21 protein-coding genes and 2 pseudogenes are annotated in these 25075 nt (G+C 61.7%); 15 read left to right on the plus strand and 8 right to left on the minus strand.

Annotated elements, in window-relative coordinates; all coding sequences use genetic code 11:
* Window positions 1–51: 51 nt before the first annotated feature.
* Window positions 52–822: pseudogene (locus RHM69_RS30955) on the plus strand (MCP four helix bundle domain-containing protein); the annotation flags it as partial.
* Window positions 814–1677 carry a methyl-accepting chemotaxis protein gene (locus RHM69_RS30960; RefSeq protein WP_404942496.1) on the plus strand — a complete coding sequence of 288 codons (864 nt, stop codon included), beginning with the start codon at window positions 814–816 and terminating at the stop codon, window positions 1675–1677. The pseudogene RHM69_RS30955 and the gene RHM69_RS30960, both read left to right, overlap by 9 nt.
* A 185-nt stretch (window positions 1678–1862) precedes the next feature.
* Here RHM69_RS30960 and fabB read toward each other — a convergent pair whose 3' ends face one another.
* From fabB to RHM69_RS00425, 5 genes are all read right to left on the minus strand, one after another.
* On the minus strand, window positions 1863–3083 hold the full coding sequence (gene fabB, locus RHM69_RS00405; protein ID WP_003190033.1) for a beta-ketoacyl-ACP synthase I: 1221 nt from the start codon (window positions 3081–3083) through the stop codon (window positions 1863–1865).
* 11 nt (window positions 3084–3094) lie between these two features.
* Complete coding sequence (gene fabA / locus RHM69_RS00410; protein WP_003190035.1) at window positions 3095–3610, minus strand: 3-hydroxyacyl-[acyl-carrier-protein] dehydratase FabA; 516 nt, start codon at window positions 3608–3610, stop codon at window positions 3095–3097.
* Window positions 3611–3859: 249 nt separating this feature from the next.
* Window positions 3860–5761, minus strand: a complete 1902-nt coding sequence (locus RHM69_RS00415; protein WP_014717744.1) for an ATP-binding protein — start codon at window positions 5759–5761, stop codon at window positions 3860–3862.
* Entirely contained in the window at window positions 5758–6687 is a 930-nt protein-coding gene (locus RHM69_RS00420; protein WP_014717745.1) for an ABC transporter substrate-binding protein, read from the minus strand. Before RHM69_RS00420 ends, RHM69_RS00415 begins: the two co-directional genes overlap by 4 nt.
* Before the next feature lies 1 nt (window position 6688).
* On the minus strand, window positions 6689–8809 hold the full coding sequence (locus RHM69_RS00425) for a TonB-dependent receptor plug domain-containing protein (RefSeq protein ID WP_317147082.1): 2121 nt from the start codon (window positions 8807–8809) through the stop codon (window positions 6689–6691).
* Between the two features lie 195 nt (window positions 8810–9004).
* Here RHM69_RS00425 and RHM69_RS00430 point away from each other — a divergent pair, with 195 nt between their 5' ends.
* The 9 genes from RHM69_RS00430 (at window position 9005) to RHM69_RS00470 (ending at window position 17156) form a co-directional block, all read left to right on the plus strand.
* Window positions 9005–10030, plus strand: coding sequence for an NAD(P)H-dependent glycerol-3-phosphate dehydrogenase (locus RHM69_RS00430; protein ID WP_014717747.1), 1026 nt, complete (start codon window positions 9005–9007; stop codon window positions 10028–10030).
* Window positions 10031–10040: 10 nt separating this feature from the next.
* Window positions 10041–10388 (plus strand): DUF4389 domain-containing protein, encoded by a 348-nt coding sequence (locus RHM69_RS00435; protein WP_014717748.1) that lies wholly within the window; start codon window positions 10041–10043, stop codon window positions 10386–10388.
* Window positions 10385–10834 carry a phosphohistidine phosphatase SixA gene (gene sixA / locus RHM69_RS00440; protein ID WP_014717749.1) on the plus strand — a complete coding sequence of 150 codons (450 nt, stop codon included), beginning with the start codon at window positions 10385–10387 and terminating at the stop codon, window positions 10832–10834. The genes RHM69_RS00435 and sixA overlap by 4 nt, the downstream gene beginning before the upstream one ends.
* 387 nt (window positions 10835–11221) lie before the next feature.
* Window positions 11222–12871: an AMP-binding protein gene (locus tag RHM69_RS00445; RefSeq protein WP_019816699.1), complete on the plus strand. Its 1650-nt coding sequence runs from the start codon at window positions 11222–11224 to the stop codon at window positions 12869–12871.
* Window positions 12872–12901: 30 nt separating this feature from the next.
* Complete coding sequence (locus RHM69_RS00450; protein WP_014717751.1) at window positions 12902–13345, plus strand: hotdog fold thioesterase; 444 nt, start codon at window positions 12902–12904, stop codon at window positions 13343–13345.
* A gap of 97 nt (window positions 13346–13442) precedes the next feature.
* A complete protein-coding gene (locus RHM69_RS00455) occupies window positions 13443–14246 on the plus strand; it encodes an alpha/beta fold hydrolase (protein ID WP_014717752.1) in 804 nt (267 codons plus the stop codon).
* On the plus strand, window positions 14243–15097 hold the full coding sequence (locus RHM69_RS00460) for an alpha/beta hydrolase (RefSeq protein ID WP_072435567.1): 855 nt from the start codon (window positions 14243–14245) through the stop codon (window positions 15095–15097). Before RHM69_RS00455 ends, RHM69_RS00460 begins: the two co-directional genes overlap by 4 nt.
* Window positions 15098–15199: 102 nt before the next feature.
* Window positions 15200–16018, plus strand: coding sequence for a DUF4892 domain-containing protein (locus RHM69_RS00465; protein WP_019816697.1), 819 nt, complete (start codon window positions 15200–15202; stop codon window positions 16016–16018).
* A 73-nt stretch (window positions 16019–16091) separates the two neighbouring features.
* A complete protein-coding gene (locus RHM69_RS00470) occupies window positions 16092–17156 on the plus strand; it encodes an AI-2E family transporter (RefSeq protein ID WP_003190063.1) in 1065 nt (354 codons plus the stop codon).
* A 207-nt stretch (window positions 17157–17363) separates the two neighbouring features.
* On the opposite strand, the gene RHM69_RS00475 is transcribed toward RHM69_RS00470, so the two are convergent.
* Window positions 17364–18395, minus strand: coding sequence for a sensor histidine kinase (locus tag RHM69_RS00475; RefSeq protein ID WP_102666802.1), 1032 nt, complete (start codon window positions 18393–18395; stop codon window positions 17364–17366).
* On the minus strand, window positions 18395–19159 hold the full coding sequence (locus RHM69_RS00480; RefSeq protein WP_014717756.1) for a response regulator: 765 nt from the start codon (window positions 19157–19159) through the stop codon (window positions 18395–18397). Before RHM69_RS00480 ends, RHM69_RS00475 begins: the two co-directional genes overlap by 1 nt.
* A 259-nt stretch (window positions 19160–19418) precedes the next feature.
* Between RHM69_RS00480 and pyrF the strand changes: the two genes are divergently transcribed.
* Window positions 19419–20117, plus strand: a complete 699-nt coding sequence (gene pyrF, locus RHM69_RS00485) for an orotidine-5'-phosphate decarboxylase (RefSeq protein WP_003190068.1) — start codon at window positions 19419–19421, stop codon at window positions 20115–20117.
* Window positions 20118–20240: 123 nt separating this feature from the next.
* Here the strand turns inward: pyrF and RHM69_RS00490 are convergent, their stop codons facing one another.
* Window positions 20241–21248 (minus strand): NADP-dependent oxidoreductase, encoded by a 1008-nt coding sequence (locus tag RHM69_RS00490; RefSeq protein ID WP_014717757.1) that lies wholly within the window; start codon window positions 21246–21248, stop codon window positions 20241–20243.
* 228 nt (window positions 21249–21476) lie between these two features.
* Here RHM69_RS00490 and RHM69_RS00495 point away from each other — a divergent pair, with 228 nt between their 5' ends.
* From RHM69_RS00495 to RHM69_RS30965, 3 genes and pseudogenes are all read left to right on the plus strand, one after another.
* The gene (locus RHM69_RS00495) at window positions 21477–22238 is read left to right on the plus strand and encodes an SDR family oxidoreductase (RefSeq protein WP_014717758.1); all 762 of its coding nucleotides are present in this window, start codon (window positions 21477–21479) and stop codon (window positions 22236–22238) included.
* Window positions 22239–22438: 200 nt separating this feature from the next.
* On the plus strand, window positions 22439–23851 hold the full coding sequence (locus RHM69_RS00500; protein WP_102666801.1) for a PLP-dependent aminotransferase family protein: 1413 nt from the start codon (window positions 22439–22441) through the stop codon (window positions 23849–23851).
* Window positions 23852–24846: 995 nt separating this feature from the next.
* Window positions 24847–25074, plus strand: a pseudogene (locus RHM69_RS30965) (HAMP domain-containing protein); the annotation flags it as partial.
* Between the last annotated feature and the right edge of the window lies 1 nt (window position 25075).

Below are 25075 nucleotides of genomic sequence, written 5' to 3' on the forward strand. Positions count from 1 at the left end.
TCCAAGAGACCCGCTGCAGGTGGATGCAGTACTTTTGGAAGGAACCCTGGCATGAATATCCGCAGTTTGAATATCGCCCCTCGCGCCGGCCTGGGCTTTGGTGTGCTGGCGTTGATGGTGTTCGTCTTGGGCGGCTTTGCCCTGTTGCAGATGGCTAATATGCGCCAGCAGTCGGACCAGGTGGAGACCAACTGGCTGCCCAGCGTCATGGCGGTGGGGGAGATGAATCAGGATGTGTTGCGCATTCGGGCGCTGACGTTGCGCTTGCTGGTCAACCGCGACCCCCAGGCGGTGGCGCAGAACGAGCAGAAAATCGCCGAGATCAAAACCGGCTTGCATCACGCTGAAGGCGTGTACGAGGCATTGATCGTCTTGCCTGAGGAGCGGGTGCTGTTTGATCGCTTCAAGGTCGAGGAGCAGCAGTACCTGCAACGCCAGGAGCAAGTGGTGGGCTTATCCAAGGCCAATCGGCTGGAGGAGGCCATTGCGGTGGTCAATGGCGAAATGAATCAGATGGCCGACCAGATGGCCGTGACGCTGCGTGAGTTGGTCAATCTGAACAAGTCCAGCGCCAACGAGGCCGCCCGGCTGGCACAGCAGGTGTTCAGCCAGTCGCGGGTCTGGGTGATGGTCATGATTGGCGTCACGGCGTTGATCACGATTGGCCTGGCGGTGTGGCTGACACGCAGCATCGTGCTGCCGTTGGCACAGTCGTTGAAAGTGGCCCAGGGCGTTGCCAGTGGCGACTTGACGGGCGACATCAGGCTCAGTGGCAGCGACGAGCCGGCGCGCTTGCAACAGGCGCTCAAGCGTATGCAGGAGAGCTTGCGCGACACTATCCGGCGCATATCAGAATCATCGAACCAATTGGCGTCGGCTTCCGAAGAGCTCAGTTGCGTCACCGAGGATGCGACCCGTGGTTTGCACCAGCAGAACCAGGAAATCGAACAGGCGGCCACGGCCGTCAATCAGATGACGGTGGCGGTGGAGGAGGTGGCGAGCAATGCCGTGGCCACGTCCCAGGCGTCTCGCGAATCCGACCGGATTGCCCAGCAAGGGCGTGAACAGGTGCAGCAGACGGTGGTGTCGATTGAAGCCCTCGCGACCGATGTGACCGCCAATGTGACCCAGGTCGAAGCGCTGGCGCAAAAGGTCTATGGCATCAGCACAGTGCTGGATGTGATTCGCTCGATTGCCGAGCAAACCAACTTGCTGGCACTGAACGCGGCGATTGAAGCGGCGCGAGCGGGGGATGCCGGGCGCGGGTTTGCGGTGGTAGCCGATGAAGTGCGGGCCTTGGCCCATCGCACGCAACAGTCGACCCAGGAAATCGAGCAGATGATCAGCGGGATTCAGCAGGGCACCGACCAGGCTGTCAGCTCGATGCAGCAGAGCAATACTCGGGCGCGCTCCACACTGGATATCGCCAAATCGGCGGGCATGGCCCTGGAAGAGATTGCCTCGGCATTCACCTTGATCAACGAACGCAACCTGGTGATCGCCAGTGCCTCGGAGCAGCAGGCGGCGGTGGCGCGGGAGGTGGATCGTAACTTGATGAATATCCGCGACCTGGCGCACCAGACATCGACCGGGGCCAATCAGACCAGTGCAGCGAGCCAGGAGTTGTCGCGGTTGGCGGTGGATCTGAATTCGATGGTGGCGCGGTTTTCGGTGTAGGGCGGGGAACCGGGTTGGCCCAATCGCAGGCAAGCCAGCTCCCACACTGGACCGCGTTTCTTCAAGGTGAGCACGGTCGAATGTGGGAGCTGGCTTGCCTGCGATGAAGGCGACGCGGTTTCAAATCAAACGCAAAAAAAAGCCCCGAACCAGTCGGGGCTTTTTCGTGTGATCAACCTGCGGGCTTACTTGCCCTGCCAGCGCTTGAGTACCAAGGTGGCATTGGTGCCACCAAAACCAAAGCTGTTGCTCATCACGGTGTCGATCTTGGCGTTTTCAACGGTCTTGGTCAGGATCGGCATATCGGCCACAACCGGATCAATCTCGTCGATATTGGCCGAGCCGGCCATGAAGTTGCCTTCCATCATCAGCAGGCAATAGATCGCTTCGTGAACGCCAGCGGCGCCCAGGGAGTGACCCGACAGGCTCTTGGTGGAGCTGATTTTCGGAGCCTTGTCGCCAAATACCGCACGCACGCCTTCCATTTCCTTGGCATCGCCGACCGGGGTCGAGGTGCCGTGGGTGTTCAGGTAGTCGATTGGGGTGTCGACGGTGGACATTGCCATCTGCATGCAGCGGATGGCGCCTTCACCGCTTGGCGCAACCATGTCGTAGCCGTCGGACGTCGCGCCATAGCCAACGATTTCCGCGTAGATCTTCGCGCCACGGGCCAGGGCGTGTTCCAGCTCCTCGACCACCACCATGCCACCACCGCCGGCGATGACGAAACCGTCACGCTTGGCGTCGTAAGCGCGGGAGGCTTTTTCTGGGGTTTCGTTGTACTGGGTGGACAATGCACCCATGGCGTCGAACAGGAACGACTGGCTCCAATGCTCTTCTTCACCGCCGCCGGCAAATACGATGTCCTGCTTGCCCAGTTGGATCTGCTCAACGGCAGTCCCGATGCAGTGGGCGCTGGTGGCGCATGCGGAGGAGATCGAGTAGTTCACGCCCTTGATCTGGAATGGCGTAGCCAGGCAAGCGGAAACGGTGCTGCCCATGGTCCGCGTGACACGGTAAGGGCCGACGCGCTTCACGCCTTTTTCGCGCAGGATATCCAGCGCTTCCATCTGGTTGAGGGTCGATGCGCCGCCGGAGCCGGCGATCAGGCCGGTGCGTACGTTCGAAACCTGGTCTTCGCTCAAGCCGGAGTCCGCGATCGCGTCTTTCATGGCCAGGTAGGCGTAGGCGGCAGCGTGGCCGACGAAGCGATAGATCTTGCGATCGATCAGTTCTTCGAGGGGCAGGTCAATGGAGCCGGAAACCTGGCTACGCAGACCCATTTCGGCATATTCCGGGTTGAAGCGGATGCCAGGGCGACTTGCACGCAGGTTAGCGGTGACGGTCTCTTTGTCATTGCCCAGGCAAGAAACGATGCCCAGACCAGTGATAACGACGCGGCGCATGCGGATAACCCTTAAAAGTTGTCAGTGGAAGTAAATACGCCGACCCGAAGGCCTTCGGCAGTATAGATCTCGCGACCGTCGACAGTCACCGAACCGTCGGCGATGGCCAGGTTCAGCTTGCCCTTGAGGACGCGCTTGATTTGAATGTTGTAGGTGACTTTCTTGGCGCTCGGCAGTACCTGGCCAAAGAACTTCACTTCGCCCGAACCCAGGGCGCGACCGCGGCCCGGCAGGCCTTGCCAGCCCAGGTAGAAACCGACCAGCTGCCACATGGCATCAAGGCCCAGGCAGCCTGGCATCACAGGGTCGCCTTCGAAGTGGCAAGCGAAGAACCACAGGTCAGGGGTGATATCCAGCTCGGCGACCAATTCACCTTTGCCGTACTTGCCACCCTCTTCGCTGATATGGGTGATGCGATCCACCATCAGCATGTTCGGGGCGGGCAGTTGCGCGTTACCTGGGCCGAACAGCTCACCGCGACTGCAGCGCAGCAGGTCTTCCCGAGTAAAGGCGTTTTGTTTGGTCATGCGAGCTCCTCAATAATCCCATGCGGCAGGGTAGGGCAAATCTTCCCGAACCGAATGAAGCGTTCATGCCTCATAGCGGCAGCCTACACATAGACTATTGCGTTGTAGTGAAAGTCACAGCGGCAAGGCACTGAATGTACACTTGTTCACTGAAATTTTAAACCGGGCCTGTTTATCAGCCCGTTCGGGTGCCTAAGACTGCCCCACTTTCGTCTTTCACGCCAGTCGCAGTTGGCTGATGGCGCGGCGCTATTGCACCCAGCGCTGCAGGATTTGCTGCAAATCCGTGCGTTTGAACGGCTTGGCCAGGTAATCGTTCATTCCGGCTGCCAGGCAGGCTTCGCGATCGCCCTGCAAGGCGTTGGCCGTCAGGGCGATGATCGGCAGATCGGCGCAGCCAGGCAGTTGGCGAATCTGCCGCGTGGCCTCGTAGCCATCAATCAGGGGCAGGCGGCAATCCATCAGGATGGCGGTGAAAATCAAGCTCTCGGCGCTGCGGATCGCCTCGGCGCCGTCCGTGGCCAGGCTGACTTCGAAGCCCAGGCTGCGCAGCATCGCTTCGACCACGGTGCGGTTGACCGGGTTGTCCTCCACCAACAGTACGTGGCGCCCATCGCCCGCGCTGGCTTTGCCAAGCGCATCAGGAGCGGCGACCGGCACATGCTGCTGGTCAATGGCCAGCGGAATCTCCAAGGTGAACACTGAGCCTCGACCTTCTTCGCTCTGGGCGCGCAAGGTGCCGCCCATACGTTCGGCCAGGGTGCGCGCAATCGGCAGGCCCAGGCCCGTGCCACCGTAACGCCTGGAAATGGAGCTGTCGGCCTGCTGGAAGGCATCGAACATCAAATCCAGGCGTTCGGCAGAAATACCGATGCCGCTGTCGCGCACGGTGCAGGTGAACCACAGCAACTCATGGTCCAGGGTTTGCCAGTGGGGCTCGACGGTCACGCTGCCATGTTCGGTAAATTTCAATGCATTGCCGATCAGGTTTACCAGAATCTGGCGGATCCGCGTCGGGTCGCCGCGCACCCGCAGGGCTTCCAGGCCCATGGGGATGGGCAACTCCAGGCTCAGCCCGCGCTGTTGGGCACTGTGCTGGAACGCTTGGGCGCAGCTGCTGATCAGGTCCGCCAGGTTGAACGGAATATGCTCCAGCTCCAGTGCGGCGCGTTCAATGCGTGAGAAGTCGAGGATGTCATTGATCACCTTGAGCAAGTGCTCGGTAGACTCCGAAGCCAGCGCCGCATACTCGGTCTGCTCCTCGGTCATCTCGGTGGTTTCCAGCAGTTGCAGCATGCCCAGCACGCCATTCATGGGCGTGCGCAGTTCATGGCTCATCATCGCCAGGAAATCCGACTTGGCGTTGTTCGCCCGCTCGGCTTCTTCACGGGTCTGGATCAACTGGGCCATGGCTTGTTGCTGTTCGCGACTGGCCTGGTGAAGGCCCTCGGCCAGGTTGTTGATATGCCGCGAGAGGTCGCCCAGTTCCGAGTCATCGACGATGGGCAGTGGCGTCTTGTAATCGCCTTGCTGGATGGCCTTGACCGCATGCCCCATGGCGCTGATCGGCTTTGACAGGCTCGCCGACAAGCGCCGCGCCAGCAGGAAGGTAAACAGCAGGGCGAACAAGGCCAGGATCCCGGCCTTGAACAGGATCTCCTGCTGGCGCTGGCTGAACGCATCATTGGACATGCCCACGATCACCCGCCCCAGGTAGTCCGCGCGGGGGGCCTTGGGTTCGTTGAGGTTGTCCTGGAAAAAGTCATTGTTGAGCTGGATGTGTTGCAGGCGGATCGGTGCCTGGAACACCTTCACCGACAGCGAGCGATCATGTCGCTCGGACGGCTGCTCCACGTACACCAGGATGTTCTCGGCGCTGTCCTGGATCTCCAGGAAGCGTACATGGGGCGTGGCCAGGGTTGCACGCAGCAGGGATTCAAGCACGTCGTTGTTGCCGGAAATCACGCCGTACTCAGTGGCGGGCGCCAGCTGGTTGGCGATCAATTGACCGGTGTGGTCCAGTTCCTGGCGCAAATCCTGGATGCGCACAAAGGTGAAGAAGGTGATGAGCAGCAGGGTCAACAGCAGCGCGGGGCCCAGGGTAATGAGCTGGGTGCGGGTGTTGATATCCCAACGACGACGCAAGGTCATGGACGTTGTTCTCCTTCGGCCAAGCGGGCGGCAACGGCGACTTCATCGACCTGTTCGATGCCCAGTGAGCGTGCGACTTGCGGGTTGCCCACGACTTTGAAGTGTTCAGGGTAGAGCGTGTGCGGCCAATTGGCCGGCGGCTGGTCCAGCAGATGGTCCAGCACGGCGAGCCAGTCGGCCTGATCGCTGTAGGTGCTGGCCAGGCTGCCGGCCCGCACAAAGCCGGCATTGGGCCCCACCAACGGCAGTTGTCGGGCGTAACTGCTCAGCAACAGGTTTTTTACGGTTTTGGGGTTGTACAGGTTCGGATCGTCCAGGCCCAGTAGCACGTCGCTGTTCTTGAACAGGTTTTGCAACGGGCGGCTGTCACTGGTGTTGTCCCAGAGCTGGGGCACGATTTCCAGGCCGATGGGCTTGGCGGCCTGCATCAGTTCGCGCAGCAGGAACTCACTGCCGGCATCGTAAAGCACGCCAACGCGCTGGGCCTGGGGCAGGATATGGGCGATCAGGCGCAACTGACGCTCCAGCGGCGGGTCGCTCCAGAGCAGGCTGATTTTCGCCGGGTGCGTGTTGCCCAGGCGTTGCCGGGCCTGGAGGCGGCTGATGCGCAACACCAGAGCGGGCGGCCCCTGGGCATCCTGCAGGCGCCAGTCGAGGCCGGGCAGGTCGAGGAGGATCAAACGGGTGCTGGCGGGCAAGTCCCTGGGCGCCGGCAACTCGTTGAGGGGGGTAAAGCTGACCTGGTCGTTGGGGCGCTGTTGGGCAAGGGCCTGAGTAAAGGCGCGCACACCGGCACCGTCCTCGGCGGCCGTGAGCAGGATGCTGGCACTCCAGGCCGGCGCTGCCAGCAGCAGGCACGCCAGCAGCAGGCCGCGGCGCCACAATCGTGAAACCAGGAGGCGTGTCATCCGTGACTGATCGGCCATGTCAGAAGTCCAGCTCGGCGCTGAAGTAGAGAACGTGGCGATGGTCGTAGTTGTTGTCCGCCCAGGTGGTGGGTTGGTTATCCAGGCGTTGTTGCAACATGCCCGCCAGCTCCACGTTGGTTTTGCCTACGGCAATGCGCTTGGCCACCCGCAGGTCGACCCGCTGGAAGCGATATTGGTTGAGTGCGTCGTCGCCATAGTAGAACAAGGCGCTGGACCACCCCTGGCCCCATTCACGCAGCCAACCGGCCGAGCCGCTGTTACGCGCGGTTTGCGCTTTGTCCAGCGGGTTGCTGGAGGTGGCGTCTACATAAGCATAGGTCAGGCGCAGGCGGTCGGCGCTACTCACGCGCCAGTCGAACTGTGACTCGGCACCGGTGAAGCGCGAGCTGTTGGCGTTACTGGCGATGTACTGGTTGTTGCGCAGCGGCGAGCTGATCATGTCGGTGATTTCGTCATAGAACAGCTTCACGTCGACATTCAGCCCCAGCTCGGCAAAGAAGCCGTTGTAGCCCAGCTCGCGTGAGCGCATCAACTCTTTGTCGAGGTTGCCGGGGCCGCGCGTCACGACAAAATATTGCCCGGCGTTTTGCCCGTAGGTCGGGGAGCTGAGATTGGTGACACGGTAGCTCCAGTTGACGTTGTTCTCGAACATGTCCGGCGAGCGGATCGCCTCGGAGTAAACCGCGCGCAAGCCGTGGCGGGGGTTGATCAGGTAATTGACCGCCACACGGGGCGTCAGCGAGTTGCCGCTCAGGTGCGTGTCTTCGTACATGGCGCCACCTTGCAGTAGCCAGTGTTCGCTGGCGCGCCATTCCAGATGCCCGAACAGACGCCAAGTGGTGTCGTCCAAGGTGCCATTGAAATAGGTCTCGGAGTCGGCGCGGTCGTAGCGGTAATTCATGCCGCTGACCAGGCGCAGGCTGTCGGAGAGGCTGAGCGTGTCCTGAATCTCCACGTCGTAGCGGCTTTCACGGGCGCTCTGGTCGATATCGCCGCACACGCTCTGGTTGGCGCCGTTGCGCCACTGGCCCAGCACCTGATTGGCCAAGGCCTGTTCGGCGGCGCTGCCGGGTGGTGCGGAGCCTTGGCTGTAGGTGTCCATGTGCCGCGCCAGCTGTTCGGCATAGTTGGGGTTGAGCTGCCATAGCTGGGTCAGCTCCGGGCTGAACGAGACCTTGGCGTCACAGGCTTTCCAGATTTGCTTGCGGTCCCATTGCTGTGCCGAACCTTGGATATACAGGCTGTGGTCGGGGTTGAAGTCGAAGTTCCAGCGCAGGGAGCCCGCATAGTCTTTGGCGGTGGCGTCGGAATTGCTACCGCCTTCGGTAATCCCGGCAAACACCGGGGTGTAGGTATAAGGGCGCTGGTTCGTGCCTTCCTTGACGTTCAGTTGCCAATCGAGGCTTTGTTGCCCATTCAAGGTCTGGCTCACCGCCAGGCTGAAACGGTTGAGACGGCGCCCGTCACGGCGGTCGGCGCCGGCTGCGTCGCTGTCAAAACCATCGTCCTGTTGCCCGGACAGGGACAAGCGCAAATCGCCGGTCTCCCAGCCCACACCCTGGCTGGCATAGAAGTCATTGATGCCACGTTCGCCACGGACCACCTTTATCCGTGAACCCTGGCTGTTGGCCGGCGAGCGGGTGAGGATATTCACCACCGCCATCAGTGCATTGGCGCCGTAGCTGACGGTGTTGGGGCCGCGAAAGACCTCGATGCGCTCGATATCCTCCATGGCCACCGGGATATCGCTCCAGTCCACCGTGGCCAGGCCAGCGCGGTAGACCGAGCGCCCGTCGATCAACACCTGCATGCGCCGGGCATCACTGGCGCTGGTGCCGTGGTAGTTCACCGAGGCCTGGTTGCCGCTGGTGTAGCCGACCATCATCCCGGGAACCAGCCGCAGCAGTTCCGAGATGTCCCGGGCACCACTGGCCTTGATCAGCTCGCTGTCGATCACCGTCATGCTGCCGGGCACGGCGGCGGCCGATTGCTTGAGGCGCGTGGCGGTCAAGACCTGGGGGAGCGGCTGGCTGTCGAGGAACAGGTCGTCGGCCTGTGCGCAGGTAGCGCACACCAGCATCAATAACAGTGATGAGCGAGGAGGAGGGCCTAGATACACGGCACGGCCTTGTTAATTGCGGATAGCCGACCATGTTAACCGAGGCGCGGCTATTTGCCAGTCGTCGGACTTGCATTTACTTCGCACACCCGTGGCATTTTCTGACAAAACCGCGAATTGATAGGGGGGCTGGCCGCAAGCCGGGCGCCCCGTATAATGCCGCCATCGCCACTGGTATGGATTAACGGATTGCATATGACTGAACAGCGCCCTATTGCGGTCCTGGGAGGCGGAAGTTTTGGTACCGCCGTGGCTAACCTGCTGGCCGAGAACGGCCACGCGGTGCGTCAGTGGATGCGCGACCCCGAGCAGGCCGAAGCCATTCGCGTGCATCGCGAAAACCCCCGTTACCTTAAAGGTATCAAGATTCATCCTGCCGTCGAACCGGTGACCGACCTGCTGGACACCCTCACGGCTTGCGACCTGTGCTTCGTCGCGCTGCCTTCCAGCGCCTTGCGTTCGGTATTGGCGCCCCACGCCGAACGCCTGGCTGGCAAGTTGTTGGTCAGCCTGACCAAGGGTATCGAAGCCCACACCTTCAAGTTGATGAGTGAAATCCTCACCGAGATCGCCCCTCAGGCGCGCATTGGCGTGCTGTCCGGGCCAAACCTTGCGCGGGAAGTCGCCGAGCACGCGTTGACCGCCACCGTGGTCGCCAGTGAAGACGAGGCCTTGTGCGAGCGCGTCCAGGCGGTGCTGCATGGCCGTACTTTCCGGGTCTACGCCAGCGCTGATCGCTTCGGCGTCGAATTGGGCGGCGCCTTGAAAAACGTCTACGCGATCATCGCCGGCATGGCCGTGGCCCTGGGCATGGGCGAAAACACCAAGAGCATGCTGATCACCCGTGCCCTGGCCGAGATGACGCGTTTTGCGGTGAACCAGGGCGCCAACCCCATGACCTTCCTCGGCCTGGCGGGCGTGGGTGACTTGATCGTCACCTGCTCATCGCCTAAAAGCCGCAACTATCAGGTTGGATTTGCCCTGGGCCAAGGGCTGAGCCTGGAGGAGGCGGTGACGCGCCTGGGTGAAGTGGCCGAAGGGGTCAACACCCTCAAGGTTTTGAAGGCCAAGGCCCAGGAAGTGGGCGTGTACATGCCGCTGGTCGCCGGGCTGCACGCGATCCTGTTCGAAGGGCGCACCTTGAACCAGGTCATCGAGTTACTGATGCGGGCCGAGCCCAAGACCGATGTCGACTTCATTTCCACCAGTGGTTTTAACTGAGGAGCGCGTCATGAACGATCCCAAAGCTGCCCCCCCATACGAGTCGATTGTCTTGCGCATCCTGTGGATGCTGGTGTTTGCGCTGGTGTGGCAGGTGGCGCAATTCCTGCTCGGCGCGTTGGTGGTGGTGCAATTGATTTACCGGCTGGTCTACGGAGCGCCGAACCTGGGCCTGATGAACTTTGGCGACAGCCTCAGCCAGTTCCTGGCGCAGATTGGCCGCTTCGGCAGCTTCCACACCGAGCAAAAGCCCTGGCCGTTCGCCGATTGGCCAACCCCACGTGCGCCCGAAGGCGAAGCGGCCCACAGCGTACCGCCGGCACCGCACCCGGTGCGTGATGAAGAGCCGAAGCTATGAAGGTATGGATTCTGCGTCACGGTGAAGCTGAAGGGCACGCACCCACGGACGCCGAGCGCAACCTTACCGAGCATGGGCGTGCCGAAGTCTTGCGCAGTGCTGCGCACCTGATTGGCCAGCCCTTGGGCGCCATCATTGCCAGCCCTTATGTAAGGGCGCAACAGACGGCGCAGTTGGTGCGCGATGTGCTGGGGTTTCAGCCCGAAATCCGTACTGTGCCGTGGCTGACGCCCGATGGGGATGTTCAGCGAGTGCTGGAGAAACTCGACAGCGATGACGACGTGCTGTTGGTCAGCCACCAACCGCTGGTGGGCAGCCTGATCAGTTTTTTGCAGCATGGGCATCAGCGTCAGCCACAGCCGATGTACACGGCCAGCCTGGCGGAGCTTGAGGGTGATTTTCCATTGGCGGGGTTGATGAGTCTGGTGGGTGTGAAGAATCCCTAGGCATCGTGCGACGCTGTGGCGAGGGCGCTTGCCTGCGCGACAGCCTGCCGCCGACGCCTATCTCGCTGACACCCCGCGATCCAACTGTGGGAGCTGGCTTGCCTGCGATGACGACCTGACAGGCGACACTGTTATACCGAGTACATATCCACTGCTGCGGTAACGGCCACTTAGAGTTCCGCCCAACGGCGGGTCACTTTTGGAAAAGGACCCGGAATTCCGGCCAGCGTGGTTCGACGGGGCGCCTGAGATCAAGATCAAGAGCAGATCAAGAGCGGCTCGCTTCGCATCGTGGTTAGCGACAAGCCATTTCCTTTACCTGTGCTATACCGTCAACCAAGCAAGTGCTTGGTCGGCTGTATCTCGGATCACAAAGGAGCGCGTCCCATGCCTGTCGCTTTTCGTTTGCCGTTGCAGGTCTTCTTCGAGCGTGAAGCGCGGCACCCGCGCAAAGTCTTCCTCGTTCAGCCCATCGGCGGCGGTGAGGTGCAGGCCCTCACCTGGGGCGATGTCGGCCACCAGGCCCGTTGCGCTGCGCACTGGCTGCGTGCGCGGGAGTTGCCCCAGGGCTCGCACATTGCGCTGATTTCAAAAAACTGCGCCCACTGGATCATCGCCGACCTGGCGATCTGGATGGCCGGGCATGTGTCGGTGCCGCTTTATCCCAACCTCACCGCGGACTCAGTCGCCCATGTGCTGACTCACTCGCAGGCGCGGTTGGCGCTGATCGGCAAGCTTGATGATTGGTCGGCGATGGCGCCTGGCATCCCTGCGGGTGTCCCGACTATCAGCCTGCCGCTGTGTCCTGACGGGGCTTTCGATTTCAACTGGGCGAACCTGCAAGCCTGCTCGCCGATTCAGGACAACCCGCTACCGGATGCCGACAGCCTGGCTACCATCATCTACACCTCCGGCACGACCGGCCTGCCCAAAGGGGTGATGCACAGTTTCGGCGCCTTGGGGTGTGCTGCCACGCGCGGTACTGAGTTGTTTGGCCTGGGAGAGGATGACCGGTTGCTGTCGTACCTGCCGCTGTGCCATGTGGCGGAGCGAATGTTTGTGGAAATGGCGTCGATCTATACCGGGCAAACCGTTTTTTTTGCTGAGAGCCTGGAGACCTTCCTGACCGATTTGCGCAGGGCGCGGCCGACGGCCTTGTTTGGCGTGCCGCGCATCTGGACCAAATTCCAACTGGGCGTCTACGCCAAAATCCCGGAAAAAAGGCTCGATATGCTGTTAAGCCTGCCTTTTATCGGCAAGCGCGTCGGCCATAAAGTCCTCGCCGGTCTGGGGCTGGATGCGCTGCGTATCGCTCTTTCCGGCGCGGCGCCGGTGCCCGAGGCGTTGCTGCGTTGGTATCAGCGCCTGGGCCTGGATGTGCTGGAGGTATATGGCATGACCGAAAACTGCGGCTATTCCCATGTGTGTCGCCCAGGTGGGCAAACGCTTGGTTGGATCGGCCAGCCCTGCCCAGGCGTGCAAGTGCGTATCGACCCGTCAGGCGAAGTGCAGGTACACAGTGGCGCGACCATGTTGGGCTACTTCAAGGACCCTCAGAAAACCGCGGATACGCTCACCGCAGATGGCTTCCTGCGCACGGGTGACAAGGGCGAGCAGGACGCGGACGGTCGCCTGCGCCTGACCGGACGCCTCAAGGAAATTTTCAAGACCAGCAAAGGCAAATACGTGGCCCCGGCGCCGATTGAAAACCGCCTGGCCGAACATGCACGTATCGAACAGGTGTGTGTGGTCGGCGAGGGGCTCAGCGCGCCGATAGGGCTGTGCGTGTTGTCGGCACCCGGCGAGGACCGCCAAGCCCTCGGCAGTGGTCTTGAACGCTGGCTGGCACAGGTGAACGCGGGCCTGGACAAGCACGAACGCATGGGGCAATTGGTGGTGGTGAAAGACCACTGGGCGGTGGAAAACGGTTTTCTCACGCCGACCTTGAAGATCAAACGCAACGTGATCGAGTCGACGTACGGGCCACAATTGCAAGCATGGAGCGCGCGCGCCGAAACCGTTCTGTGGCAGGATTAGGGTCGTAATAAAACCAACAAGGACAACCGTATGAGCCTGTGGCGTACCCAACCGAATATCGAACACCTCAACGCGATCCAGAAAAACACCATCGGTGAAATGCTGGATATTCGTTTCGAAAGCTTCGACGACGAATCCCTTACCGCCAGTATGGTGGTCGACCACCGCACCCATCAGCCCTACGGCCTGCTGCACGGCGGGGCCTCGGTGGTGCTGGCCGAAAGTGTCGGCTCCATGGCCGCCTACTTGTGCATTGATGCAAGCAAGTTCTATTGCGTGGGCCTGGAGGTCAACGCCAACCATCTGCGCGGTGTGCGCAGCGGTCGGGTGACGGCGGTGGCCAAGGCTATTCATATCGGGCGCACTACCCAAGTGTGGGACATCCGTTTGAGCAGCGACGAGGGCAAGGCCAGTTGTGTCTCGCGCCTGACCATGGCCGTGGTGCCGCTGGGTGAACAACCGCCGGCGCGATAGGCGTGGCGTGAGTGTCATCATTCCTGGCAGTTACAGTCATTGCTGTAGAGGCCGGCCATGGTGACAATCCCCCTCTGTTTTTGTTGATGGAACCTGTATGTCGCAGCACGTGTTTTTTACCCACGCCAATGGCTTCCCTTCGGCCACTTACGGCAAGCTGTTTGCCGCCCTGGCCCCGGAATATGCGGTGGCACATCTGCCGCAGCACGGTCACGACCCCAGGTTCCCGGTGGATGATAACTGGCAGAACCTGGTGGACGAACTGATCCACCATCTGGAGCAGCAGCCAGAACCGGTATGGGGCGTTGGCCATTCCCTGGGAGGCGTGCTGCATTTGCACGCGGCCATGCGCTGCCCGCACCTGTACCGGGGCGTGGTGATGCTGGATTCGCCGGTGCTCACCCGCGCAGACCGCTGGGTGATCCGCGCTGCCAAGCGCTTTGGTTTTATCGACCGCCTCACCCCGGCTGGGCGCACGCTTGGCCGGCGCGAAGAATTCACCGACCTGGACACCGCGCGCAGCTATTTCGCCGGCAAGACCCTGTTCCGTGGCTTTGACCCCGATTGCTTTGACGCGTACCTGCAACATGGTCTGCAGCAAGTGGGCGATCGCCTGCGCCTGCGGTTCGACCCAGCCACCGAAATCAGCATCTATCGCGGCGTGCCCCACACCAGCCCGGGCCAGGTGCGCCAGTTGAAGGTGCCGCTGGCCGTGGTGCGTGGCCGCCAGAGCCGGGTGGTGATGCGTCACCATGCCAGCGGTGTCGACCGCTTGCCCATGGGCGAAATGCTCACCATGCCCGGGGGCCATATGTTCCCTCTTGAACGCCCCCAGGACACCGCTGCCTTGATCAAAAACCTGTTCGCCCGCTGGCAGGCCCGCGAGCGCAGTTGCGCATGAGTACGCCTGTCGAAGAGGTTCGCCTGAGCTTGCCGCACATCGAATTGGCCGCGCATCTGTTCGGGGCCGAGGATGGGCTGCCGGTGATTGCTTTGCATGGCTGGCTGGACAACGCCAACAGCTTTGCGCGCCTGGCGCCCAAGTTGCACGGGTTGCGCATCGTCGCCCTGGACATGGCGGGGCATGGGCATTCGGCGCACCGCCCGGCTGGCGCCGGTTATGCCTTGTGGGATTACGTCTACGACGTGCTGCAGGTGGCCGAGCAACTGGGCTGGAAACGTTTTGCATTACTTGGCCACTCCCTTGGCGCCATAGTCTCCCTGGTGTTGGCCGGGGCCTTGCCGGAGCGGGTGACACACCTGGGCCTGATCGACGGCGTGATCCCACCGACCGCCAGCGGCGAGAACGCGGCCGAGCGCCTGGGCATGGCGTTGCAGGCGCAATTGAGCCTGCAGGACAAGCGCAAACCCGTCTACAACAGCCTTGATCGGGCCGTTGAGGCGCGGATGAAAGGCGTGGTGGCGGTCAGCCGTGAAGCGGCGCAACTCCTGGCCCAGCGCGGTTTGATGCCGGTGCCGGGCGGTTACACTTGGCGCAGCGATAGCCGCCTGACCCTGGCGTCGCCGATGCGCCTGACCGATGAACAGGCCATGGCTTTCGTGCGAAGGGTAGGGTGCCCTACGCAGTTGGTGGTCGCGGCTGACGGCATGCTGGCGAAACATTCCGAATTGCTTTCTCAGCTACCTTTCACGATTACCACGCTGCCAGGCGGCCATCATTTACACCTGAATGACGAGCCCGGTGCAGCTCTTGTTGCAGACTGTTTCAATCGGTTCTTCTCCACGCCTTGACTTGGCGGGGTCAACTGCCGAGGCTGGGCGGATTGAAAGGGAGTCAACCATGAACACACTCGATATCGCTGTGACCAACATTGGCCAGGGCTCGCTGATCCGATGAGCCTGGGTAAAGGATGTATCCGTGCCCTAGGCCTTTGCTGTTTCAGCCCCCTGGTATTTGCCGCCGATCTGCCCGGCAGCCAGGATTTACCGGCGGTAGCCCGTCAGGTTGATGCGCAAATCGTCGATTACCGCCCTGCTGAAGACAAGGAACGCATCTACCCCATGGGCGCAATCCGCAAGATCAGCGGCCAGTTGCGCTACGAAGGCCAGGCCATCGCACGCGGCCCAGCCACTGCCATCACCTATGAACTACCCGCCGAACACAGCTCCAGCGCCGCCTTTACCGCAACACGCGAAGCCTTGCAGGCCAAGGGCGCGCAGTTGTTGTTCTGGTGCAAGGCCCGCGATTGTGGCGAAAGCAGCCTGTGGGCCAACGAGGTGTTTGGTAACGCCAAGCTAGTGGGCGCCGACGGCCAACAGGAGTACCTGCTGCTTCGCCTGGCCGCCCCGCAGGACAATTCCCTGGTCGCGCTGTATGGCATTACCCGCGGTAACCGTCGCGCCTACCTGCATGTGGAGCAACTCGACGCCAGCGCGCCTCTGGGCAACCTGCTGCCCACCTCGGCCACCCTGCTGCGTGAACTCAAAAGCACCGGCGAGCTGGATTTCCCCGCGCTGGGCGCCGAGCCTGATGACACCTGGCTGACCTTGATATCCCGTGCCTTGAACCTCGACACCACCCTGCGCGTGAGCCTGAGCGGGCCGCACACCGAGGCCTGGCGCCAGGCGCTGGTGGAGAAGGGCGTGCGCACCGCCCGTCTGGAAACCGGCGCCGGTGAAACCCAAGGGCTGCATCTGCATCTGATACGCTAAGCATCACACGGGCGAACGGACCCGCGCCGTTCGCCTAAGCTCTCTTCCTACAGCCTTCTTCTCGAGATACCCGATGCTCAATAACGATCGCCTGCTGGTGCAAATCCTGCTGCTGGTGCTGTTTGGTGCCAGCTTCTGGGTCATGGCGCCGTTCTGGTCGGCGCTGTTCTGGGGCGCGGTGCTGGCATTTGCCAGCTGGCCGCTGATGCGTTTGCTCACCCGTTGGCTCGGCGGCCGGGAGTCCCTGGCCGCTGGCATCTTGACGTTGGGCTGGATGTTGCTGGTGGCGGTGCCATTGGTATGGCTGGGGTTCAACCTGGCGGACCATGTGCGTGATGCGGTGGCGCTGATCAAGGACATCCAGGTCGACGGCTTGCCCGAGGCGCCGACCTGGTTGGGGTCGATCCCCTTCGTAGGCGAGCGCCTGGTGGCGACCTGGGACAGCATTGATCAACAAGGCGCGGCGCTGATGGTGAGCATCAAGCCGTACCTGGGCCAGGTCGGCAATTGGTTGTTGGCGCGCAGTGCGCAAATTGGCGGCGGCATTCTCGAGCTGACCCTGAGCCTGGTCTTCGTATTCTTTTTCTACCGTGACGGGCCGCGCCTGGCGATGTTTGTGCACCGCCTGTTGGAGCGCCTGATCGGCGAACGCGCCGGCTATTACATCGAACTGGTGGCTGGCACGGTACAGCGAGTGGTCAATGGTGTGATCGGCACCGCTGCGGCCCAGGCGCTGCTGGCGCTGATCGGCTTTCTGATCGCCGGCGTACCGGGCGCGCTGGTGCTGGGTATCGTGACTTTCCTGCTTAGCCTTATTCCCATGGGGCCGCCGCTGGTGTGGATCCCGGCCACGGCGTGGCTGGCGTGGAAGGGCGACTACACCTACGCGGTATTCCTGGGCGTGTGGGGCACGTTCGTGATCAGCGGCGTGGATAACGTGCTCAAGCCGTACCTGATCAGCCGTGGCGGCAACCTGCCGTTGGTGATTGTGTTGTTGGGTGTATTTGGCGGGTTGATAGCGTTCGGCTTTATCGGCCTGTTTATTGGCCCGACGTTGCTGGCGGTGGCCTACAGCCTGTTGACAGACTGGAGCGCGAGCCAGGCGCAAGTGCGTCGTGAAGACAAACCGTGTAACTGATGGGTGTACCTAACTGTGGTGCGGCACTGTAGCTGTGGAAGGGAGATTGCCCTCATTTCAGTCAGTTAGGCGAAGATCCCCTGTGGGAGCGGGCTTGCCCGCGAAGGCGGTGTGTCAGTCGCCGCATCTGTGACTGCACTACCGCTTTCGCAGGCAAGCCAGCTCCCACAGGTGCGGCGTCGTGCCATGGTTGTGTAATTGGATACTTCACCCCCTCGGCAACCACATCACCGCCGTCAACCCACCGTCCGGTGTATCTTCCAGGCTCAGGTGGCCGCCGAGTCGCTCGACGGCCTCCCTGGCAATGGTCATCCCCAAACCGACCCCTCCGGAATTGCGGTTGCGCGACCCTTCCAGGCGAAAGAAAGGCTCGAACACCGCTTCGCGCTTATCGGCGGCGATTCCCGGGCCGTGGTCGATCACCCGGATTACCAACGCACCGCGGCTGTCGGCCAGTTCCACCCGGGCGGTGCCGGCATAGCGCAGGGCGTTATCGATCAAATTGTTCAGGCATGAACGCAGGGCCATCGGCTGTACCTGCAACGGTGTACAGGTGCCGGCAAACTGCACGTCGCGGCCTTGGTCCTGGGCGTTTTCACTCAGGGATTCCACCAACGCCTGTACATCGAGCCAATGCCGTGTCTCGCTGGTGCGCTGTTCGTGCAGGTAGCTCAAGGTGGCATCGAGCATGCCGATCATGTCGTCCAGGTCCTGGCGCATCTGGCCTTGCAGCTTGGGGTCTTCGATTTGTTCCAGGCGCAACTTGAGGCGCGAGAGCGGGGTGCGCAGGTCGTGGGAGACCGCGCCGAGCATGCGTGCGCGCTGGCTGACTTGTTCGCGGATGCGCTTTTGCATCAGGTTGAAGGTCGAGGCCGCTTGGCGTGCTTCGCGAGGGCCGGTTTCCACCAGGGGCGGGCTGTCGAGGTCGACGCTCAGGCGCTCGGCCGCTGCGCTCAGGCGCTGGATTGGCCGGCTCAGCAGTTTGGCGCCGTACCAGGCAGCGATGATCAGCGAGATAAATTGAAATGTCAGGGGCACCACCGGGCCGCCGAACCAGGGGCGAGGCGCTTTGCGCAAGGGCGTGAGGCTGCCATCTGGTTGTTCGACGAAGGCCGCGCGGGGTGGTGGCGGCGGGCCGTAGTGGTGGAACCAGAAGAACGCCAGCACATGGGCCAGCACAATCGCCACCAGCAACAGGCCGAACAGTCGCCCGAACAGCGTGTTGAAGGGCGCGCGCATCAACCGATATCCCGGGCGTCGAACAGGTAGCCTTCGCCGCGTACGGTCTTGATCAATTGCGGAGCCTTGGGGTCATCCCCCAGCTTCTGGCGCAGGCGCGACACCAGCAGGTCGATGCTGCGATCAAAGGCCTCGATGGAGCGCCCACGGGCCGCGTCCAGCAGCTGTTCGCGGCTCAGCACACGGCGGGGGCGTTCGATAAACACCCACAACAAACGAAACTCGGCGTTGGACAACGGCACCACCAGGCCATCATCGGCCACCAGCTGGCGCAGCACGCTGTTCAGGCGCCAAGTGTCGAAACGGATATTGGCCCGCTGTTCGGTGCGGTCATCACGCACCCGGCGCAGGATGGTCTGGATACGCGCGACCAACTCCCGCGGCTCGAACGGCTTGGACATATAGTCATCGGCGCCCAGTTCCAGGCCGATAATGCGGTCGGTAGGTTCGCAGCGGGCGGTGAGCATCAAAATCGGAATATCCGACTCGGCGCGTAGCCAGCGGCACAATGTCAGCCCGTCTTCGCCCGGCAGCATCAGGTCGAGCACCACCACATCGAAGGTCTCCGCTTGCATGGCCTGGCGCATGGCGGTGCCGTCGGTGACGCCCGAGGCGAGAATATTGAAGCGTGCCAGGTAGTCGATCAGCAGTTCGCGGATCGGCACGTCGTCGTCGACAATCAGCGCGCGAGTATTCCAGCGCTTGTCTTCGGCGATCACCGCGTCTTTTGGCGCTTCGTTTACAGGGTCGCAAGGGGTATGCATAGCGAGGTCATCTGCCTGAGTGTGGCTGTCAGCATAGGCGCCCAGTTCCAGGGCTGGAAGTGCTGGGCGGACGGTCATGTGCGCGAGGCTAGCCGGGCGGCGTATTGGGGGCGTGTCGTGAATGTATCGGGGTTGAAACAATTGCTCTGAATCGCCGGTATTGGGCGCTTGATCAGTATTTACCGATCATCGGATCCCGCAACGGCGCTGCTTGCGCTACAATCCGCGCCGATTTCGACTTGCCTGAGAGCCCATTCCAATGTCCGTCTGCCAGACTCCTATCATCGTCGCCCTGGATTACCCCACCCGTGACGCCGCACTGAAGCTGGCTGACCAGTTGGACCCCAAGCTTTGCCGGGTCAAGGTCGGCAAGGAACTGTTTACCAGTTGCGCGGCGGAAATCGTCGGCACCCTGCGTGACAAAGGCTTCGAAGTGTTCCTGGACCTGAAATTCCATGACATCCCCAACACCACGGCGATGGCCGTCAAAGCCGCGGCCGAGATGGGCGTGTGGATGGTCAATGTGCACTGCTCCGGTGGCCTGCGCATGATGAGCGCCTGCCGCGAAGTGCTGGAACAGCGCAGCGGCCCAAAACCGTTGTTGATCGGTGTAACCGTGCTCACCAGCATGGAGCGTGAAGACCTGGCAGGTATTGGCCTGGATATCGAGCCGCAGGTTCAGGTGTTGCGCCTGGCAGCCCTGGCGCAGAAAGCCGGCCTCGACGGCCTGGTGTGTTCGGCCCTGGAAGCCCAGGCCTTGAAGAACGCTCACCCGTCGTTGCAACTGGTGACACCGGGTATCCGTCCCACCGGCAGCGCCCAGGATGACCAACGCCGCATCCTGACCCCACGCCAGGCCCTGGATGCGGGCTCGGATTACCTGGTGATTGGCCGTCCGATCAGCCAGGCGGCGGATCCTGCCAAGGCGTTGGCAGCGGTCGTCGCCGAGATCGCCTGATTTTTAGAGTGAGCAAAAATGTGGGAGCTGGCTTGCCTGCGATAGTATCAACTGGGTATCACTTAGAAACCGAGTTGCTTGCATCGCAGGCAAGCCAGCTCCCACATTTGTTTTTGTGTTGTTTCAGCTGACTTTGAGCACCAACTTCCCGAAGTTCTCGCCATTGAACAGCTTCATCAGCGTTTCCGGGAATGTCTCCAGCCCTTCGACAATATCTTCCTTGCTCTTGAGCTTGCCCTGGGCCATCCAGCCGGCCATTTCCTGGCCCGCCGCCGCGAAGTTCGCCGCGTGGTCCATCACCACAAAGCCTTCCATGCGCGCACGATTGACCAGCAATGACAGGTAGTTGGCCGGACCTTTGACCGCTTCCTTGTTGTTGTACTGGCTGATTGCGCCGCAAATCACTACGCGGGCTTTGAGCGCCAGGCGGCTGAGCACGGCGTCGAGAATATCCCCGCCGACGTTATCGAAATACACGTCCACGCCTTTGGGGCACTCGCGCTTGAGGGCGGCGGGCACGTCTTCGTTTTTGTAGTCGATGGCGGCGTCGAAGCCCAGCTCATCCACCAGGAACTTGCACTTTTCGGCGCCACCGGCGATCCCCACCACGCGACAGCCTTTGAGCTTGGCGATCTGCCCGGCGATGCTACCCACGGCACCGGCAGCACCAGAGATCACCACGGTGTCACCGGTTTTCGGTGCGCCGGTGTCCAGCAGGGCAAAGTACGCCGTCATGCCGGTCATGCCCAGGGCGGACAGGTAGCGGGGCAGGGGCGCTAGCTTGGGGTCCACCTTATAGAAACCACGGGGCTCGCCAAGGAAGTAATCCTGCACGCCCAGTGCACCGTTCACGTAGTCCCCCACCGCGAAGTTCGGATGCTTCGAGGCAATCACCTTGCCTACGCCCAGGGCGCGCATCACTTCGCCGATGCCTACTGGTGGGATGTAGGACTTGCCTTCATTCATCCAGCCACGCATGGCCGGGTCGAGGGACAGGTATTCATTGCGCACCAGCACCTGGCCTTCCTGGGGTTCGCCCACCGGTACTTCCTGGTAAGTGAAGGTCTCGCGCGTGGCGGCACCGACCGGGCGTTTGGCGAGCAGAAATTGGCGGTTGGTCTGGGCGGTCATGGCAAGGACTCTTTAGAAATGGAACATGAGTGATAGACCCTCAGTGGCAGAAGGGCAAGGGTGTGCGGCGCAGGCGAATGCCCGGCAATAGGCCTCATTGATAATCAGCCGGTCCGCTTTATCACTGCGATTCATGCAGCGCCAACCGGCCTTCTGATAGTGCTGACGTGCGGCTCCCGGCGTTGGCTAGACTCGCTCCATCGCTACTAACCCCACAGGACAGTTCCCATGAGCATGACGTTTTCCGGCCAGGTCGCCTTGGTGACCGGCGCCGCCGCTGGTATTGGCCGCGCCACCGCGCTGGCATTCGCCGCCGAAGGCTTGAAGGTGGTGGTCGCTGACCTTGATGTGGCGGGAGGTGAGGGCACTGTGGCATTGATCCACCAGGCTGGTGGCGAAGGGATATTTGTGCGCTGCAACGTCACGCTCGACGCGGACGTGCAGCAATTGATGGCACAGACCGTCGCCACCTATGGACGCCTGGACTACGCCTTCAACAACGCCGGCATCGAGATCGAGAAGGGCAAGCTGGCCGACGGCAGTCTTGATGAGTTCGATGCGATCATGGGGGTTAACGTCAAAGGCGTGTGGCTGTGCATGAAGTATCAGCTGCCGTTGCTGTTGGCCCAGGGCGGTGGGGCCATCGTCAACACCGCATCGGTGGCGGGGTTGGGGGCGGCACCGAAGATGAGCATCTATGCGGCGTCCAAGCATGCGGTGATCGGGCTGACGAAGTCGGCGGCCATCGAGTATGCGAAGAAGAAAATCCGCGTGAATGCGGTCTGCCCGGCCGTGATTGATACCGACATGTTTCGCCGCGCCTATGAGGCCGACCCACGCAAGGCTGAGTTTGCCGCCGCCATGCACCCGGTCGGACGCATTGGCAAGGTTGAGGAAATCGCCAGCGCCGTGTTGTACCTGTGCAGTGATGGCGCAGCATTTACCACCGGTCAGGCCCTGGCGGTGGACGGCGGCGCGACAGCGATCTAGGACGGCAGGTCGCGTGGCATTCGAAAACAGAGCCAGGTGCTGTGGGGCGTTTCCATGGCGGGCAGTGGGCTGCGCCCGAATATGTTTCACTAGGTAAATAACCCAATAAAATCAATACTTTAATAAAAGTTGGCGGCCGGTTTTACTGAGCTTCTGTGCTTAACTGTTTTGGGTTAACAGACAGTTGAAGTGAGTGGCTCATGGATTTAGGGATCGATCGACAAGCCCTGGTACCGGTTGTTCAGCAGATCGTCAGCGCGGTGGCAGAATGGATTCGCAAGGAGGGGGTGAGCCCTGGCACACGCTTGCCGTCCATTCGCCAATTGGCCCTCGATAACCTGCTGAGCCAGGCCAGTGTGATCGAGGCATTCGAACGATTGGTGGCCCAGGGGCTGCTGGCCCCCCGACATGGCTCGGGGTTTGTGGTGGCGTCACCCACGACGGTCCACGAAAACCATTGGTATGAAGGTGCGGAACAAGGCTGGGGTGCATTTACCGATAGCCCGCTGGGCGAGCTGAAGTTGGGCTGCGGTTGGTTACCCGACACTTGGCGCGAAAGCGATGACATCAACTACGCGATCCGCGAACTGAGCCGTACCGACACTGGCGGCCTGTTCAACTACAGCACACCCTTGGGGTTGCCGGCGTTGCGCGAACAACTGCTCAAACGCCTGACCCAGATACACGTGCCCACCAGCCTGGACCGTATTCTCACCACCCACGGCGCCAGCCATGCCCAGGACCTGCTGATACGCACGCTGCTCAAGCCAGGTGATAAGGTGGTGGTCGAGATACCCGGGTATGGCAATCTCTATCGCCAACTGGCCTTTCAGGGCGTTACGCTGCTGCAAGTGCCGCGCACCCGTGGTGGCCCGGATATTCCGGCATTGGAAGCGCTGCTGCACACCCACCGGCCCAAGTGCCTGTTCATCAACAGCCTGTATCACAACCCCACGGGGACCAGTTTGAGTCGTCCGGTGGCGGAGCGCTTGTTGGAGTTGGCACGCGAGCGCGACTTCCTGATTATCGAAGAGGACGTTTACGGCGACCTGCAACATGCCAGTTGCACACGCTTGTCGGCGCTTGCCCATGATGAGCGGGTGATCTATGTGTCGAGCTTTTCCAAGACACTGAGCAGTGCCCTGCGCGTGGGTTACCTGTGCGCCAATGCCGCGATCATCACGCAATTGGTCCAGCTCAAGACCCTGACAGGCATCGGCACCTCACGGTTTGCCGAAGCCATGGTGGCGACGTTGCTGAGTAACGGCACTTACCGTAAGTGGATGCAGCGCCTGCGCAAGCGCCTGACTGCGCAGATGGCTGCCACTCTGCAGGTGCTGGAGGATGAAGAGTGGCAGGTATTTGCCGCACCCGCGGGCGGGATGTTCCTGTGGGCACGACCAGGCTTGGCCGACCCCTTGCGATTGCAAGCCTGCGCCCAGCGGCTGGGTGTGTTGCTGTCGCCGGGTGCGTTGTTCAGCCCCACGGGTGAGCGCAGCGAATGGCTGCGCATCAATGTGGCCTACGCCGCTGATCAACGCGCATTGACGCTGTTCCGCGCTATGGGTGCAGCGAGATCGACCTCGACCATTCTGAAAACGACGCACATGTAGCTTTTTGCCATTATTCCGGCGCCAGCGGCTTGTGCTCAGTGCCTCGGGGTTGCGAATCTCGCTGCTTGTAAACCTGGCTTATGGCATTTGCCATCGCAAGAGGATCAAGTGCAATGATTTCGGGCGTGCAACGACGTTTCGCCAACCTCGGTATGGCAAAAAAACTCGGCTTGGGTTTTACCCTGGTACTGCTGTTGACGGCCCTGGTAGCGGCCATCGGTGTGTGGTCCCTGCAGACCATCGGCCAGCGCTTCGAGGGCCTTACGTCGATGTCGACGCTCAACAGCGACCTGCTCAAGGTGCGCTTGATCGAGCAAGACTATGCGTTGCACGCCGACCCCAAGGCCGTTGAGGCCCTGCATGCCAGTGTCGATGCGCTGATGGCCCAGGCCACGCGTCTCAAGGCACGGTCCGCCAGCAACGAGCGAGTGATGGGTGATGTTGAGCAAGCTTTGGTCGCCTATCGCCAGGCATTCGATGAGTTCGTCGAGTTGACCCAGACCAAAGACCTCGCCCTGGAAATGGCCAGTTGGTCGGTGTCCAGCGTGGCCAATAACCTGGATGTGCTGCAAGCCGGGCTGGCGGACGACGGCGCCTATGGCCTCAAGGAAAGCCAAGGCAAGGAGGGCGCGGCGTTTATCGAGCAGGCAGGGCAGGTCAGCCAGGTGTCGCGGCTGATGTTGCAGGCCATGAACGAAGCGCGGGTGCGCCTGGATCAGAGCCGCAGGGCGGACGCAGACGACGCCGCGCAGGGCAAGATCGAGCAAGCCGACCAGGCCCTGGCTGAAGTCGAGACACTCAAAACCACGGTCAAGGACCCCGGCTACCAGACCGTGCTCAACGAAGTCGCCGGGCATATCGCGTCGTTCAGTGAAAAGCTCGGCGAATACACCGGGCTGCTGGCCCAGGAAAAAGTGGTCTACACGCAATTGCATGACCGCGCCGAGCAAGTGGTCAGCCGGGTCAACCAGGCGTATGCCGCCGAAGACCAGTCCATGCAAACACAGTTGCAGCACAGCACGTTGCTGATCATCGGCTCATCCGCCCTGGCGCTGCTGGTGGGCTTGATCGCTGCATGGGTGATCACTCGCTTGATTGTTGCGCCGTTGCGCGCGGTGATCGCCGTGGCCCAGCAGATCGCCTCGGGTGACCTGAGTGGGCGCATGGAGATCAGCCGTCGTGATGAAATCGGCCAGTTGATGCAGGCGATGCAGCAGATGGGCA

The sequence above is a fragment of the Pseudomonas sp. CCI1.1 genome (assembly GCF_034348165.1).
Classification (GTDB): Bacteria; Pseudomonadota; Gammaproteobacteria; order Pseudomonadales; family Pseudomonadaceae; genus Aquipseudomonas; species Aquipseudomonas paracarnis.

Coding starts and splice junctions, on each gene's coding strand:
- RHM69_RS30960 (WP_404942496.1), top strand. CDS start 814: ATGCAGGAGAGCTTGCGCGACACTATCCGGCGCATATCAGAATCATCG.
- fabB (WP_003190033.1), bottom strand. CDS start 3,083: ATGCGCCGCGTCGTTATCACTGGTCTGGGCATCGTTTCTTGCCTGGGC.
- fabA (WP_003190035.1), bottom strand. CDS start 3,610: ATGACCAAACAAAACGCCTTTACTCGGGAAGACCTGCTGCGCTGCAGT.
- RHM69_RS00415 (WP_014717744.1), bottom strand. CDS start 5,761: ATGACCTTGCGTCGTCGTTGGGATATCAACACCCGCACCCAGCTCATT.
- RHM69_RS00420 (WP_014717745.1), bottom strand. CDS start 6,687: ATGGCCGATCAGTCACGGATGACACGCCTCCTGGTTTCACGATTGTGG.
- RHM69_RS00430 (WP_014717747.1), top strand. CDS start 9,005: ATGACTGAACAGCGCCCTATTGCGGTCCTGGGAGGCGGAAGTTTTGGT.
- RHM69_RS00435 (WP_014717748.1), top strand. CDS start 10,041: ATGAACGATCCCAAAGCTGCCCCCCCATACGAGTCGATTGTCTTGCGC.
- sixA (WP_014717749.1), top strand. CDS start 10,385: ATGAAGGTATGGATTCTGCGTCACGGTGAAGCTGAAGGGCACGCACCC.
- RHM69_RS00445 (WP_019816699.1), top strand. CDS start 11,222: ATGCCTGTCGCTTTTCGTTTGCCGTTGCAGGTCTTCTTCGAGCGTGAA.
- RHM69_RS00450 (WP_014717751.1), top strand. CDS start 12,902: ATGAGCCTGTGGCGTACCCAACCGAATATCGAACACCTCAACGCGATC.
- RHM69_RS00455 (WP_014717752.1), top strand. CDS start 13,443: ATGTCGCAGCACGTGTTTTTTACCCACGCCAATGGCTTCCCTTCGGCC.
- RHM69_RS00460 (WP_072435567.1), top strand. CDS start 14,243: ATGAGTACGCCTGTCGAAGAGGTTCGCCTGAGCTTGCCGCACATCGAA.
- RHM69_RS00465 (WP_019816697.1), top strand. CDS start 15,200: ATGAGCCTGGGTAAAGGATGTATCCGTGCCCTAGGCCTTTGCTGTTTC.
- RHM69_RS00470 (WP_003190063.1), top strand. CDS start 16,092: ATGCTCAATAACGATCGCCTGCTGGTGCAAATCCTGCTGCTGGTGCTG.
- RHM69_RS00475 (WP_102666802.1), bottom strand. CDS start 18,395: ATGCGCGCGCCCTTCAACACGCTGTTCGGGCGACTGTTCGGCCTGTTG.
- RHM69_RS00480 (WP_014717756.1), bottom strand. CDS start 19,159: ATGCATACCCCTTGCGACCCTGTAAACGAAGCGCCAAAAGACGCGGTG.
- pyrF (WP_003190068.1), top strand. CDS start 19,419: ATGTCCGTCTGCCAGACTCCTATCATCGTCGCCCTGGATTACCCCACC.
- RHM69_RS00490 (WP_014717757.1), bottom strand. CDS start 21,248: ATGACCGCCCAGACCAACCGCCAATTTCTGCTCGCCAAACGCCCGGTC.
- RHM69_RS00495 (WP_014717758.1), top strand. CDS start 21,477: ATGAGCATGACGTTTTCCGGCCAGGTCGCCTTGGTGACCGGCGCCGCC.
- RHM69_RS00500 (WP_102666801.1), top strand. CDS start 22,439: ATGGATTTAGGGATCGATCGACAAGCCCTGGTACCGGTTGTTCAGCAG.